The 14,136-nt window shown below is 47.5% G+C and carries 15 protein-coding genes and 2 tRNA genes; 6 read left to right on the top strand and 11 right to left on the bottom strand.

From position 1 onward, the window contains the following. Nucleotides 1-58: 58 nt before the first annotated feature. The 5 genes from L2082_RS05540 to hisB all read right to left on the bottom strand — a co-directional run bounded on the left by L2082_RS05540 (nt 59) and on the right by hisB (nt 3,850). Nucleotides 59-652, bottom strand: coding sequence for a hypothetical protein (locus L2082_RS05540; RefSeq protein WP_446009197.1), 594 nt, complete (start codon nt 650-652; stop codon nt 59-61). A 98-nt stretch (nt 653-750) separates the two neighbouring features. Continuing rightward, nucleotides 751-1,725 carry a damage-control phosphatase ARMT1 family protein gene (locus L2082_RS05545; RefSeq protein ID WP_446011516.1) on the bottom strand — a complete coding sequence of 325 codons (975 nt, stop codon included), beginning with the start codon at nt 1,723-1,725 and terminating at the stop codon, nt 751-753. Further along, a complete protein-coding gene (locus L2082_RS05550; protein WP_446009195.1) occupies nt 1,625-2,422 on the bottom strand; it encodes a tRNA lysidine(34) synthetase in 798 nt (265 codons plus the stop codon). Before L2082_RS05550 ends, L2082_RS05545 begins: the two co-directional genes overlap by 101 nt. A 32-nt stretch (nt 2,423-2,454) precedes the next feature. Then, nucleotides 2,455-3,111 (bottom strand): hypothetical protein, encoded by a 657-nt coding sequence (locus tag L2082_RS05555; protein WP_446009194.1) that lies wholly within the window; start codon nt 3,109-3,111, stop codon nt 2,455-2,457. A 127-nt stretch (nt 3,112-3,238) separates the two neighbouring features. Continuing rightward, a complete protein-coding gene (gene hisB, locus L2082_RS05560; RefSeq protein WP_446009527.1) occupies nt 3,239-3,850 on the bottom strand; it encodes an imidazoleglycerol-phosphate dehydratase HisB in 612 nt (203 codons plus the stop codon). Nucleotides 3,851-4,096: 246 nt separating this feature from the next. On the opposite strand from hisB, the gene L2082_RS05565 reads away from it, so the two are divergent. Continuing rightward, nucleotides 4,097-4,645 carry a rhomboid family intramembrane serine protease gene (locus tag L2082_RS05565; protein ID WP_446009528.1) on the top strand — a complete coding sequence of 183 codons (549 nt, stop codon included), beginning with the start codon at nt 4,097-4,099 and terminating at the stop codon, nt 4,643-4,645. Nucleotides 4,646-4,778: 133 nt separating this feature from the next. Here the strand turns inward: L2082_RS05565 and L2082_RS05570 are convergent. Beyond that, nucleotides 4,779-4,856 (bottom strand) — tRNA-Pro (locus L2082_RS05570). Nucleotides 4,857-4,983: 127 nt separating this feature from the next. On the opposite strand from L2082_RS05570, the gene L2082_RS05575 reads away from it, so the two are divergent. Together L2082_RS05575 and L2082_RS05580 are read left to right on the top strand one after the other, a co-directional pair. Beyond that, nucleotides 4,984-5,059, top strand: a tRNA-Asn gene (locus L2082_RS05575). Between the two features lie 365 nt (nt 5,060-5,424). Continuing rightward, nucleotides 5,425-5,763, top strand: a complete 339-nt coding sequence (locus tag L2082_RS05580) for a hypothetical protein (RefSeq protein WP_446009529.1) — start codon at nt 5,425-5,427, stop codon at nt 5,761-5,763. Between the two features lie 90 nt (nt 5,764-5,853). On the opposite strand, the gene L2082_RS05585 is transcribed toward L2082_RS05580, so the two are convergent. From L2082_RS05585 to der, 5 genes are all read right to left on the bottom strand, one after another. After that, nucleotides 5,854-6,048: an ATP-binding protein gene (locus L2082_RS05585; protein WP_446009537.1), complete on the bottom strand. Its 195-nt coding sequence runs from the start codon at nt 6,046-6,048 to the stop codon at nt 5,854-5,856. A 117-nt stretch (nt 6,049-6,165) separates the two neighbouring features. Continuing rightward, complete coding sequence (gene purB / locus L2082_RS05590) at nt 6,166-7,533, bottom strand: adenylosuccinate lyase (RefSeq protein WP_446011517.1); 1,368 nt, start codon at nt 7,531-7,533, stop codon at nt 6,166-6,168. A gap of 293 nt (nt 7,534-7,826) precedes the next feature. Further along, complete coding sequence (locus L2082_RS05595; protein ID WP_446009531.1) at nt 7,827-9,026, bottom strand: Glu/Leu/Phe/Val dehydrogenase dimerization domain-containing protein; 1,200 nt, start codon at nt 9,024-9,026, stop codon at nt 7,827-7,829. Between the two features lie 23 nt (nt 9,027-9,049). Next, nucleotides 9,050-9,601: a hypothetical protein gene (locus L2082_RS05600; RefSeq protein WP_446009532.1), complete on the bottom strand. Its 552-nt coding sequence runs from the start codon at nt 9,599-9,601 to the stop codon at nt 9,050-9,052. A 331-nt stretch (nt 9,602-9,932) separates the two neighbouring features. Then, complete coding sequence (gene der / locus L2082_RS05605) at nt 9,933-11,537, bottom strand: ribosome biogenesis GTPase Der (protein WP_446009533.1); 1,605 nt, start codon at nt 11,535-11,537, stop codon at nt 9,933-9,935. Nucleotides 11,538-11,749: 212 nt separating this feature from the next. Between der and gap the strand changes: the two genes are divergently transcribed. From gap to L2082_RS05620, 3 genes are all read left to right on the top strand, one after another. After that, nucleotides 11,750-12,754, top strand: a complete 1,005-nt coding sequence (gene gap / locus L2082_RS05610) for a type I glyceraldehyde-3-phosphate dehydrogenase (protein ID WP_446009534.1) — start codon at nt 11,750-11,752, stop codon at nt 12,752-12,754. Nucleotides 12,755-12,859: 105 nt separating this feature from the next. Continuing rightward, nucleotides 12,860-13,597, top strand: coding sequence for a carbonic anhydrase (locus tag L2082_RS05615; protein ID WP_446009535.1), 738 nt, complete (start codon nt 12,860-12,862; stop codon nt 13,595-13,597). Nucleotides 13,598-13,717: 120 nt separating this feature from the next. After that, the gene (locus L2082_RS05620) at nt 13,718-14,101 is read left to right on the top strand and encodes a Uma2 family endonuclease (RefSeq protein WP_446009536.1); all 384 of its coding nucleotides are present in this window, start codon (nt 13,718-13,720) and stop codon (nt 14,099-14,101) included. Nucleotides 14,102-14,136 lie beyond the last annotated feature (35 nt).

Raw genomic sequence — 14,136 nt, forward strand, 5'->3', positions numbered from 1 at the left:
CTGTAACTCTTCATGATGTAAAGGCATAATTTGTCCCCATTATTTCTATACCATCATTTTAACTCCAACTTGCTGGCTGGGCATCCTTTTTGGATTCTCTTCGTTCCCAATAAATGCGCTTATCCTCCTTTAGATTCTTGAAACACAGTCTTTCAATTTTATTAAACTTTTTCTCGGAATTCTTGACGTAAAATTTAAAATCATCAATATTTTCACTCTCAAGTTCACTGAATCTTTTTAATGATTTTTCATATGAAAAAAATAAAATTTTCAGTTTAGAACAAGGATAATGATCATATTCTATATCTTTCATTAACCTAATTACCATACGTTCTCCAAGTTTAATTTCTTCACCTGTGTCATTTCCTAAATAGCCCAAGGTATCATCATGTATCGCTTCCTTTAAGATGTTATCAGGAGTGTGGAAACTAAGTTGGTCAATTAAGAATTTATATGTTTCATTAAGCTTTGTTATTCTCTTTTTATGATTTTTATATAATTCAATTCCAAACATTGAAAATATAGCAGATAATGCACCTATTATTGCAGCAAACAACTGTGAGTTCCAAAAAGACTGGCTATTTAATACGTAAGCAATCTCTTGTAGGCTTTTATTGATTCCAATTAGTTGTTCTAATATAGAATTGTCCATATAATCATTAATAAAATTTAAATATCAATCCAAAATGTTTAGAAGATCAAAGGGGTCAGACTCCATTGGTACTGTCAAGGCCAACCACCCGGTTACCCCTACTTTTTCTGCCGCAACAACACCATCTCACCATCCCCTTGAACCACGTTTGGCGCAAGGCCCTGTCGCTCTGTAAGATGCAAGGCCACCTGGCTGCATTTCACCGTAAAGAGAAAAAAGATCGGGGCGGATACCTCAGACAAGGTCTCAAAATTGCCCATCCCTTTACTGATAATGAGATCGGCAGCCTGAAACTGCTTTTGAAACTCTGCACTACAGCTTGCCAACGGGGTGCCAGGACAGCTGGTTCCGTTGCTGATCACGGTACAAATCTGATCCAGGCCACAGGTTCGGGCATCTGCCAAGGTGGCATCGTTGATGATCGGGGCTTCCCGAACCGCAGCAGTCACATGACAGCCCAGCTTATTCAGTTCCTTGATCAGGAGGCCATCAAACACAATCTCACCACAGTTATCACAAAGATATAAGACCTTGGGATAGGTACGACTGTGCAGGGCCTCAAGCAGAATGGGGTAATCATCAAGGACAAAATCACGGTCAAAGCATTGCTCAATGGTCGCTGCGGCATCAAACTCATGCAAGGCCCCATAGTCAATGATGTTGCCAGCAATAGCCACCCGGATTGCGGCCCGGAGGGAATCTTCCGCAGCCTGAATCCGTTGCTCAACCTCTTCCTGAACAGCAAGGGCAAAGCTGTTGCCTTCCTGCTTGACCTGGGCAAAGGGATCATCATTGCCCAAAATATCGGCAAAAAGCGCATAAAGACCAACAGCATTTTCCGGCGGAGAAAGCTCAGTGTCCACTTGCTCTATATACTGACCTGCCCCTTCTATAAGCTGGCGTTGCAAGGCCGGATCATCTGTTGCCAGCAGACCAGTGGATCTGGCCTGGCGCATAAAACAAACAAAGCAATCAAGAGTGGTTCGCATGGGATTCCTGAAGAAGAAGATAATCCTGGCGGACATTGCCAAGGGCTGCAAAGACATGCTCCTGGCTGCCAGGGATTTGCTCATACATATGTTCCAGCAGCCCTCGGACATCCTTCCGCCGGGTCTTTTCCGACACTGGGCAATCAGAGGCAACCGGGTCCAGTTCCAGTTGTGCCCCGATCCCTCTAATTTCCTTTTTAATCAGATAGGCCAAAGGGCGGATCAAGGCAAGCCGCCCGGAAAAAAGCTCTTGTTTGGGGCGCATGGTGCTAATATTACCGCTACAGGTAAGATTGATAAAAAAGGTTTCCACAATATCATCCCGGTGATGGCCCAAGGCAATAGAGTTGAAATCGTGCTCATGGGCATGATCAAAGAGAAGCCGCCGCCGATTACGGGCGCATTGAAAACAAATACCAGCTCTTTCCCGGTCTGCATCGCTTTGTTGAGAACTTTGTTGAGGAACAGACTGCGCTGGTAGCTCAGGCAGTTCTGCCGGAATAACCTGACAGGAAAGCCCCAAGACTGCCAGCCGCTCCCGGATAAGGTCTGCTCGATTCCCGGCTTCCCCACCTGAAGGACGCATATCTACATACACGGCCTGTACCTCATAATCAATCGGGGCTTTTTTTCGCCAGTTATCAAGCACCCAAGCCAGAACCAGGGAATCAATCCCGCCGGAAACCGCGACCAGAATTCTGTCCCTATCCGCCAGCATACCATAATCCAGCATGGCTTTGGCAATGCGCCGGTTTTCTCCAGCAGTAAGGATGGTCTTCATGGCTTGATCAAAAACAGGAAAATGAAAGCAAGCTACTTCTCTTCAGCAAGATAGGAACATTTTCCCAGCCGATTTTGCAGCCCCTTTTTCATAAATTCTTTCGCAGTAAGCCAGGTTAAAGCCCCACCTGTGCCTTCACGAAAACCCAGGAGGTTTCCTAACAGGGATTGCTGCTCCGCATCAAAGTTGTCCTGGCAGAGTACCTTGCCATCAGGCATGGCCATGAGACGATATTCAAAAGCAACCGAGGCAGGCTCTTTGGCAGCCATATTGCCGCCAATCCGCTCTTTATACCGATGGAGGCTGGTTTCCAGTACGGTATTACAGCTCAATTTATCAGCAAATCTCTTGGCTCGTTCCAGGGAAGGCCGCACTGATTCATCCTCTTCAACAGTAAAATTGCCATCACTGAAAAGCCGTACATCCTTTCTGCTGATAAAATATTTTTTCAAAAATTTATTCATATAATACAGCCCGTCTTCCAGCTCTTTTTTCTCTATTTGAGAAAGTAAGGCACTGTCCAGAGGCGGATCACTGACTACCGGGGCAACAGCTACGCAGCTGACAGCAAAATCAGGGTGCTGTTCAAAATTTTTTACCTTTTTCTGGCTGCATCCTGTACTCAGGATCGTCACGGCAAGCATCCCTGTTAAAGCAACTCCTCTAATATTACTCCATCCTATATTCATTTTTCTCCCCTATAATATGCCATGATGCATTGATTAACGAGTCACGCGGATTCAGACGGTTATATCTTTCCTTGTCCCGGAGGGACAGCCCGTAATAGCCCAGTGTTTCAACACTGGGCACGGGGAATTACAAAGATCCCTTTGACGACAGGGTACCCACAAGCCCCTGCCGCAGGGACGCTCCCTCTCCCATTGCCCGCCCAAGAGCCTTAAACACCGCCTCAATAATATGATGGGCATTTTCCCCGTGGAGAAGATCCACATGCAGGGTGAGGCCAGCATGCTGGGCCACAGCCCGCAGGAATTCCACAACAAGGGCGGTATCAAAGATTCCCACTTTTTGGTCTCTGATGGTCACATCATAATGGAGAAAGGGACGATTGGAATAATCAAGGCTAACCCGGACCAGGGTTTCATCCATGGGCACATAGGCATGGGCATAGCGATGAATACCCGCCTTATCACCCAGAGCCTGGGCAAAGGCTTGTCCCAGGCAGATACCAATATCTTCCACCGTATGGTGATCATCCACATAGGTATCCCCTTTGGCCTGGACCGTGAGATCAAAAAAACCATGCACAGCAAAAAGGGTCAGCATATGATCCAGAAATCCAACCCCGGTACTGATATCAGCCTTACCTGAGCCGTCAATATCCAGTTGGAGAGAAATCTTTGTTTCCAGGGTCTCCCGCTCTATGGTGCTTGTCCGTGGGGAAACAGTGCGCGTGGGTTCTGTCATAATCTCGAAAGATGGAAGTTGTCTTTTTGTTGCCCCACTTCAGGGAGCGGGAAAGGTATTTCTTACGGTTTGATAAACCCGATTATATTATTCAGGCTGCTCAATATTGGCAACCTGAATTTACCCTGAATTAGTATCTGTCTGGCCCTTTTGCCTATCTTCTCATTGCTTGCAGAACAGGACGACATTTGCTATCCTGTTGTCAGGTTGTTCAAATTACTCCCTCAAAGTCTCTCAGGAATAATCATGAAACTCGGCCCTGCTACTCTTCCAACCTACCTTGTCTGCACGATTTGGGCAATCTATCTTGTAGACCTGATCCTGCCTCTCCGCCTGAATAGCTATGGAATTATCCCACGCACCACCGGAGGGTTGATCGGGATTCCCCTGACCAATTTTCTCCATGTTAACATCAGACACCTTATCAGCAATACAGTACCCCTCTTTGTCCTGACGCTGCTCTTGAGTCTGTTTTACAGGAAGATCTTTTTTGACGTTATCTTGTTGATTATTGGATGCGGCGGCCTGCTGGTCTGGGTCTTGGCCCGGACAGCCAATCATATCGGGGCCAGCATGCTGATCTACGGCTTAGCCGCCTTTCTGATCAGCTCTGGCATCCTGAACCGAAAGCTGGTTCCGGCTATTGTCTCCATTATTATTGCATTGGTCTATGGAGTGGGCATGCTCAATGGTCTGTCTCCTTTTCATGGATTCATATCATGGGAGGCGCATCTCTTTGGAGCGGTAGCAGGAGTTTTTGCAGCCTATCTTTTCAGGAAGAGAAAAACAGAATAACGAGCCGATGTTCAGGAACAAATTACAGGAAATTTACAAAGTAAGTTCGTGTGATGTAGCTGTAATACAGAGACAGCAAAAGACAAGTTGAAATCCATTGCAATACGTTGCATTGAAACAACCAGAAAAGAAGTGGTCGGGGCGGTAGGATTCGAACCTACGACCTCCTGCTCCCAAGGCAGGCACGCTAACCAGGCTGCGCTACGCCCCGACGACGCTCTCTATATACAGAACTTTTATACTTTGTGCAAGCTTTTTTCGTTGAGCGTATTTTTTACTTGACCTAAGCAATCATATTATGCTATAAAGCCACTCGTTGATGCGAGCAAAGAATATATTCCTCGGTAGCTCAGTTGGTAGAGCGGGTGGCTGTTAACCACCTTGTCGGCGGTTCGAGTCCGTCCCGAGGAGCCATAAATATGAAAAGCCTGAAGAAGAAATTCTTCAGGCTTTTTTTATTCCTTATCCACTTCTCTCGACCCTTCCCCTCTTCTTATCCTGAAGGTACTTTTATACATCCCCTTATTACAGAGTGGTGCTTAAAAAGCATGTAACATAGTTCCTTTCAAAAAGGAAGCTATCAGGAGCGATACCCCAAAAACACCCTTCCAGGAAACAGGGGAAGCCAGTAGAAAAAATAAAATTCATTATGGCACAAGGAAAATTCATTACAGCACGCTCATGCAGCCCATAACAACATGATATATGTTGCAAAAAAATAAGGAACAAAATACAATGTGCTACTGAAAAGGAGGGTAACCAAGCCATACGAGGGTACGATGATCACGCAACTGGCAAGCGCCATCCACCACAGAATATGTTATTGTCCAGTCATTAACAAAACAACAGAGATCAGAGTCAAGGAGGTTGAAACCGTAAAACATGACAACAGCGGCCAAGAGCATATAAAAATTCTCTGCCGGACCTTGGAAGATTGCTCAGGAATGAGTGAATGCGGGATAATCAGGACCGTTGAGGGTGTCAGCTTTATTATTGACTGGCAATCCTGCCTGCTCAGTCTCTCATTACAGACAGGACGCCAGGTATGGCATTCCCGCTTACCAAAAGGACCATTGCCTGCTCCTGACAAAGGCTTATCAGCGACAGAACACCACTGAAAGATGTCATGAAAAATCATATGATCCGACAAGGACCAAGAAGGAATGCGCCCTCGCTGTCCTTGCTCGGATCACCTTCTCTTAAAGCCGTTACTGTGCGACAACACTGATGGCATCTTCCGGGCAGATATTGATACAGAGATCACACTCAATGCATTTCTCTTTATACGTATGAACAGGAACACCGTCCACCAGCTGAAAGACTTCCTCGGGGCAGACTTCTACGCATTCCCGACAGTTTGTACATTTTTCCATATCAATCTTTACGTTTCGCATTGTTCGGATCTCCTCTTGAGATTGTGTTAACTCACCAGCAACAAGACAGGTGTTGTTGTATTCTCAACCCCTCTACTTTGTAAAACATATCATCAGGGTCTTCACAAGGGATAAAAAGCAGTTACTCTAATCATTCTGACGTTGTCTGCGGATACCAGCATTTACCTGATCGACAATCTCCAGAGCATGACCAATATACTGCTCTGGTTGATCCAGCGGAGCAAGGTCATCAAGGGTGAAGAATGAGCCTATCTCCTCATCTGCTAACACCATTTCTTTCAGGCTACGGCCATTCTTTGCTGCCGCCTCTGCCAGATTATGTATTTTTCTTAACGCCTTGTTTTTCCCAAGTCCCTTGTTGCTAAGTTGAAAAAGCAACCATTCCGTAGAGATCAGGTCTTTCCGCTGATGCAGATTTGCAAGCATCTGCTCTTTGCGTACATGCAGCCCGGAAAGCACCCCGACCATCAAATGCAAGGCAGTTCCTGTGGCAATGCATAACTGGGGCACAGCCAACCATTCTGCCCAGAGGCAACGCGGGTCCCGTTCATGCTCATGCAGACTGCTTTCCATAACCGTGCCTGCCTGGGCCCGGACATGTTTTGCCAGGGCATTCACCCGCTGGCATATGACCGGATTCTGCTTATGGGGCATGGTACTGCTGGATAATGCACCGGAAAGCGATGGTTCCCGGAGTTCATCAATCTCTGTTTTCTGGAGCTGAAAGATCTCATTGGCAATTTTGGCCATCGTCATAACCAAGAGGGCAAAAGCAGAGGCCAGCTCGGCAATTCTATCCCTGCTGGTATGCCAGGAAAGCGGATCGTGCTCCAGGCCCAGCAAACGCAGGGTTTCTTCAGCAACTGCAAGCCCTTGAGGCCCTAAAGCAGCATAGGTTCCTACGGCTCCACTGAGTTGTCCAACACAAACCGTACCTTGCAGATGCCTGATCCGCTCAATATGACGACGCACCTCTGTCATCCAGCCCGCAACCTTGAGGCCAAAAGTGATGGGCAATGCCTGCTGGCCGTGGGTTCTCGCCACCATCGGGGTTGCACGATGCTCCTCTGCCAGCTGCATGCAAATATCTTCTACAGACAAGAGATCCCGTTCCAGAATATTCAAGGTCTGCTTGAGAGAGAGGATTTGGCCGGTATCCAGAATATCCTGGGTTGTTGCTCCGTAATGGACATATTCCCCATACCCATCCTGACAGGCCCGGCGCAGACCACCCAGTAAGGGAACCACGGAATTCCGACTCTTGCTGTACCCCTCCCGAACGCTGTCCAGATCAATATGCTCCAGTTGCGCTTTTGCCTGAATCTCTGTTGCAGCCTCTGCCGGGATAATACCGAGTTTCCCCTGGGCCACAGCTAAGGCAGCCTCAACATCAAGCCAGCGTTGCAAGACTGCCTGTTCGTCAAACAGGGCCTCCAGTTCCGGGGTGCTGAAAACATGGGGATTTATTTGAAAATCAAAGGGATGGACAGGCATAGGACGAATAAAAGATAAAGAGATTGTATTCCTTAACAAGGAAGATAAAAACGTTGGACAGGTATTTGCATTTTTTTCAACGTACAGAGGTCTGCCGGACTTACCCGGATATTTCCGAGGGACTTACCCAGGTATGTCTGAGGGACTTACCCAGGTATGTCTGAGAGACTTACCCAGGTATGTCTGAGGGACTTACCCAGGTATGTCTGAGAGACTTACCCAGGTATGTCCGCCAGACATATACCCGTTGCAGAGCTTTCCGAACAAGCCTTGTCACTTGCCCTTGCTCCGCTTCAGGCAATCTGCTCTGCCAGGGGCACATAGGGTTTGGAATCAGGATAAAGCCTGGTTTCCGCACAGATACGCAGGGCTGCCTCGCGCGGAGAGATATGCTCCTGCTCACTCCGTTGCAGCATTGCCGTAACAATATTACGGGTTTTCCTGTCAACATGATGCAACACCTCCTCGGCAGTAGGCAGGGTATCTGGGCCGTACAGCCCTTCCATGGACAGGGAACCACCGCAACCGGCAACCATGTCTGGGATCACAGGAATAGCACGCGCATGAAGAATCTGTTCTGCCTCTTCAGTCACTGCCAGGTTAGCACCACAGGCAATGGCCTTGGCCTGTATCTGCTCTGCCACTTCCTTATCAATCGCTTTTTCAATGGCTGCCGGCACAAAGATATCACAGGGCAGGTCATAAATTTTCTGATTATCAGAATATGCGGCCTTGGGGTTTTCCTCTGTTGGAATAATGCCCTTTTCCCCATTATCCTGAGAGGAAAGTAAGGCAGGGATATCCAGCGGCGTCCCATTAATACTGAACAGACTTTTTTCCCGATCTGCCAGACCAACAATCCGTACGCCAGCCCTATGAAGAAGATAGGCAGCTCCTGCTGCCAACCCGCCAAAGCCCTGAATAGCCACAGTTGCCTTTTGGGGAGAAATCCCAAGAAAATCCAGGGTCGCCAAACAGGAAGCCGCCACACCAGCACCGGAACGCAATCGGCCAAGGGTTGCATGCCCACAGGGCGCAGCCAGCAAGGCTGTTCGTTGGGCAAATGCCTCATTATCAAGCTGCTGATTCCTGGCCACAGCATTTTTAATAGAGGGCAAGCCAAGGCGCTGACAGACCGCATCCAGCTCAGGCATAGTGGTATTCAGGTCCGGCCCCATTGAGTAGCGTTCTTCCATGTACGGCTTAATGGCCCGCATAAAACGAAACAATGCTTCCTGTTTGCCAGGACTGCCTGGGTCGTAATCAATACCACTCTTTGCCCCATCAGCCCGGATTCCGGCGATCCGCATCTTCAGGGTCATAGTGGCAGCAAGACGCTGAACACATTCGCAGGTCAGCCCCTGCTGGACCCGGAGTCCACCAGCAGCAAGTTTATGGGTCATGGAATCAATAACCAGCCATCCTTTAAAGCCTTCAAGGGGATCAGTATACTCGACAATAAGATCTGACTCTTTTTCTGCATTTGTGAACATAACGAGACGTACTGGAAAATAAGTTAAACAATGATGATTGGAACTTCCTGATCAATTTTCCCCTCATAAAAGGCTCGGATAATGGGGTTCTCAATATCAACCATAGAGATTATAAAGGAAAACATCTTGCTGTCTTTGACTAAGAGGGTGTCAAGACGGGTTGGGGTATCACGAAGGGGATCGCCTTCCCAGGGAACAACATGGATATGATAAGCACCAAAGATGGAAAGACCATTTTGGGTACAATGCTCAAGACATTCTCTGAATTCATGTGGATCAGTAATCCAGCCCCGTTTACTCATGGGAGTGGTTGATGGAACCGCATGCTCTTCCATCATCTTATCCATAAAACTTTTCAGGGGTTCTTGATTCCTGGCGTTTTTTTTTACCGGAAGCACGATGCGTACATGCAGCTCTCTCCCTGTTTGAACCCCGGCAAGGATACCAAAGGCTCTGTTGACCTTGCTTTCTCCGGGAAGGAACTCCCCTGCCACCTTTCTCTGGCAATGCGCAATCACATCCTGCCAAACACTTTGAGGAAGGAGTACCCTGTCTATATCTTTTCTCCAGCTCATTAATTCATTATTGTATTATCCATATAAACGCCCATCCCTCCCCCCATGCGGGACAGGACAGCAGGTTCGAAACAGCCATCTGAGCAGCTTCAACGCTTCAACATCTTCAACAGATTGAGATAAGAATACTCTTCAGAAAATCATTTGGCAAGGCGCTTTGCACAAAGCAAGCCAATTACTGCCTTCCCGGCAATATTTCCAGATAAACGTTACTCCCAAAAAACAAAGCGCTACCTGACAGTGTAAAAAAAAGAAACACCACGTTTCAGGTGTTGCACTGTAAGGGCACGGCGCACCATGCCCCTACAGCCCTCAATCGAAAACCGGATATTTATTTTCTGCTGCTTCCCTTGCTTCGCCCGCTCCGTTCCCGGAAAAAGAGGCGCACCGGAATCTTATCCAGGCCCAGTCCTTCCCGAAAACGATTGGTCAGGTAGCGCTGATAGGAAAAATGAATCCCCTTTGGGAAGTTGGCTACTACGGCAAAAGAAGGCGGAGCCGTATCAATTTGAGCGGTGTAATAGAGCTTCAGCCTTCGCCCCCGGTACATGGGCGGCTCGTGCTGATGGGTTGCTGCTTCCAAAAGACGGTTCAGGGCAGAAGTGGAAAAACGCTGATAAAACTGACGATGCATCTTACCGATTTCAGGGAAGAGACGTTTGATTCCATAACCAGTCCTGGCTGAAACCCTAAAAACCGGGGCAAAGGGGATGAAATTGGTAGCCAGCCGCACCTCTTCCAGCAACCAGTCCTGTTTCTTTTTATCATCCTTGATCAGATCCCATTTATTAATCAGGATCAGCAGGGCCCGGCCATGATCCTGGGTGTAGCCGATCACCTTGGTGTCCTGCTCTGTGATCCCCTCATGGGCATCAATCACCACCACCGCGATATCGCAACGGCCCAGGGACTTGAGGGCCTTGAGGATAGAGAACTTTTCCAGCTTATCCTTCGTCTTGCCCTTGCGTCGGATACCAGCGGTATCTATAAGCAGGTAGTTGTACTTATCTCTGGAAAGCAGAGTGTCCACAGAATCACGGGTAGTGCCGGAAACATCAGAAACCACCATCCGTTCCTGCCCCATAATGGCATTCACCATAGAGGATTTGCCCACATTGGGACGACCAATAAAGGCCAGACGAACAGTCCCCTCAGGCAAGGCAGCCGGAGCCTCAGTCTGCCCGATCTTCTCCACCAGGGCCTGCATCAGGGTACGAAATCCATAGCCATGATCACCGGACAGAGCCCATAAATCAGGAACTCCAAGTTCCCAGAACGGTGTTAACAGCTCATTTTCTTTATCTGGCGCATCAATCTTATTAACAACGAAAAAAACCTCTTTCTTTGTGCGGCGCAGCAGCTCCACAATCTCATAATCACCAGGTAACACTCCCTGACGACCGTCCAGGAGGAAGATAATGACATCAGCCTCTTCAATGGCCTGTAAGGCCTGGGTACGGATATGATCACTGAACTGATCTCCTTCCAGGCCGTCTGCCTCTTCAATACCACCGGTATCCACCAGCATAAAGGCATGCTCTTCCCAAACTACCTGGGCATAATGACGGTCCCTGGTAACGCCAGGAGTAGGGTCGACAATGGCATCACGCCGACGGGTAATACGGTTAAACAGGGTGGATTTCCCCACATTGGGCCGTCCGATCAGGGCGACAAGGGGATAGGCATTACTCTTCACGATCAGTCTGGGTTGTATTAAAAGGTTAGAGAGAGCAGAGAATAGAGTATCTGCCCGGATATATGGTTGAGCGTTGCCGCAAGAATACTCGTAGCAGGGATGTTTGGCAAGCAAGGTTTTCTGAAAGCAAGCTGGTAAAAAAGGGCCGTTCAAGGGAAAGCCGGGTACGTAATTATATTTCAACCGTATTAAAAGAAGATGCTCTGTTTTCCACGAAGTATCTTTCACTTGCTTCGCCATGAACTTTTTGTTATCCTTAGTCCTTTTTCTCATATATTTTTTTATGAAAATATGATAGCTCTATCTGATGATATTACTTTACCCTTCTCTCCGCATTGCACAAATACTTGCCAAAAATACTGGCGCTGAAGATAGCAGAGGGACCTGAAATAAATCTTGCAGATTTCCCATGAAACACATAAACCTGAAATAAAAGAGAAAAGGAACAAATCATGAGTATAAAAATCGGTATTAACGGATTTGGACGCATCGGAAGAAACATTTTTCGCGCACTGAGCGAGGATACAGCATTTGCAGACATTGAGGTTGTTGGTATCAATGATCTCACAGATATCAAAACCATTGCCCATCTGTTGAAATACGATTCGGTGATGGGAGTAAGCCAGGCTGATATCACAAGCAATGATAATGGTATTCTGGTTGATGGTCAGGAAATACCTGTCTTCAACCATCGCAATCCTGCAGATATTACCTGGCAAGAGGTCGGTGCAGAATACGTTCTTGAGTGTACCGGGCTTTTCAGGGACCAGGAATCTGCCGGAGCCCATATTGATGCCGGAGCGTCCAAGGTCATTATCTCGGCTCCGGCCAAGGGCGGCGTGAAAACCTTTGTTATGGGCGTCAATGAGGATGAGTATGATCCAACCGCCCATCATGTTGTTTCCAATGCATCCTGCACAACCAACTGCTTAGCTCCGGTTGCCCAGGTCATCCTGAATAACTTTGGGATCAAGCAGGGACTTATGACCACGGTTCACGCCTATACCGGAGATCAGCGCTTGCTGGATTTTCCGCACTCTGATCTGCGTCGGGCACGGGCTGCGGCCATGTCCATGATCCCCACCAAGACCGGAGCTGCTGCTGCGGTGGCCTTGGTTATCCCGGAATTAAAAAATAAATTCGATGGGCTGGCTGTCCGGGTGCCAACCCCGGATGTCTCGTTGGTAGATGCAGTAATAGAGGTCGAGCGCGAGACCACAGTATCAGAGGTGAATAAGGCCTTGCAGGAAGCTGCTGGACGCTTTCTCCGTTATTGCGACGAGCCCTTGGTGTCCATTGACTTTCAGGGTGACCCTCACTCGACCATCGTTGATGGTCTCTGCACCCGGGTACTTGGTACCACAGTAAAAATTATGACCTGGTATGACAACGAATGGGGGTACTCCAACCGAATGCTTGATCTTGTCCTGCACATGGAAGAAAACAAGCCATTATAACTCCCGATCCTCCCTTTTCCTGGGGAGGGACAACAAGACATGAAAATCAGGTGAGTGTTTGCTGTTTTCTCGCCAGGTACTGAACAGGATGAACAGGAGAATGATATGAAAAAAATAATGTCGACTATCGCTGTTGCGTTGACTTTGACGACAGGAAATGCCCTTGCCGCTGCTGGACAGTGGGGATACACAGGCAAAACTGCTCCAGAACATTGGGGAACCTTAGACCCTTCCTATGCCCTCTGTGCAAGTGGTGCCAACCAGTCACCCATTGATCTGACCGACTTCACTGAAGCAGAGCTGAAACCGATCAAATTTAATTACACCGGGCTGGTAACTGAAGTTGCGCATAATGATCATGCTATTCAGGCAAAATACACAGCAGGTTCTACCATTACGGTAAATGGTCAAGTATTTGCCCTCAAGCAGATTAACTTTCACGCACCCAGCGAAAATCTGGTTAACGGGGGGCAGCTCCCCATAGAAGCTCATTTTATCCACACTGATACCGATGGAAACCTTGCTATCATCGCAGTAATGTATACCCTTGGTAATGAAAATACAGAGCTGAAAAAAATCTGGCAGCAGATGCCTGCTGAAAAGGGCAAGAAAGCAAGTATGACATCACAGGTGAGAGCTGATCACTTACTGCCAAACAATAAAGATTATTATCGTGTTAATGGGTCGTTAACCACCCCTCCCTGCACCGAAGGCGTATTATGGATGGTTATGAAAAATCCTGTTCCGGTGAGTGAAGGGCAGATCAAAAAGCTTGTGAAGATCTTAAAGCACCCAAATAATCGTTCCGTGCAGCCGGTTAATTCACGTCTTGTTTTGCAGTAGGATTTTATGCCCTTCTTATCTTTGTCCGACAAGGCCGCTTTTTTTCAATGAGTTATCTGTCCAGCGTGAAGATTTGACTGCTTTCTCCTGCAAGGATGGCGAAATTATAAAGAGGATATTATGGAATGGGCTCAGCTCATCAATAATCCTTTTCTGAAAGATCTCCCTTTCAAGATAGAGCTGAATAAGTGGGGCAAGATTTTGATGAGTCCTGCAAGTAATAGCCACGGCCATATTCAGTTTGAAATCGGGGCGAAGATAAAGGAGGGAAAAAAAGGACAGGGTAAGGTTATAACAGAATGTTCCATCCAGACATCGCAGGGCGTTAAAGTCGCTGATGTGGCCTGGATTTCAGATGAATTCTTTGCACAGTACGGATACGATACACCGTATAAACGTGCTCCTGAAATATCAATACCTTCGCCAATCAATTGTCAATCTCTTCTGGATGATTATTATTGTGTAAACGATAAATCATTCAGGAGAACAAAATGGACATTTTAAGCATACTCTGTTGTTTAACCCCTTGCCTTGACAAC

This window comes from Candidatus Electrothrix sp. (assembly GCF_052785085.1).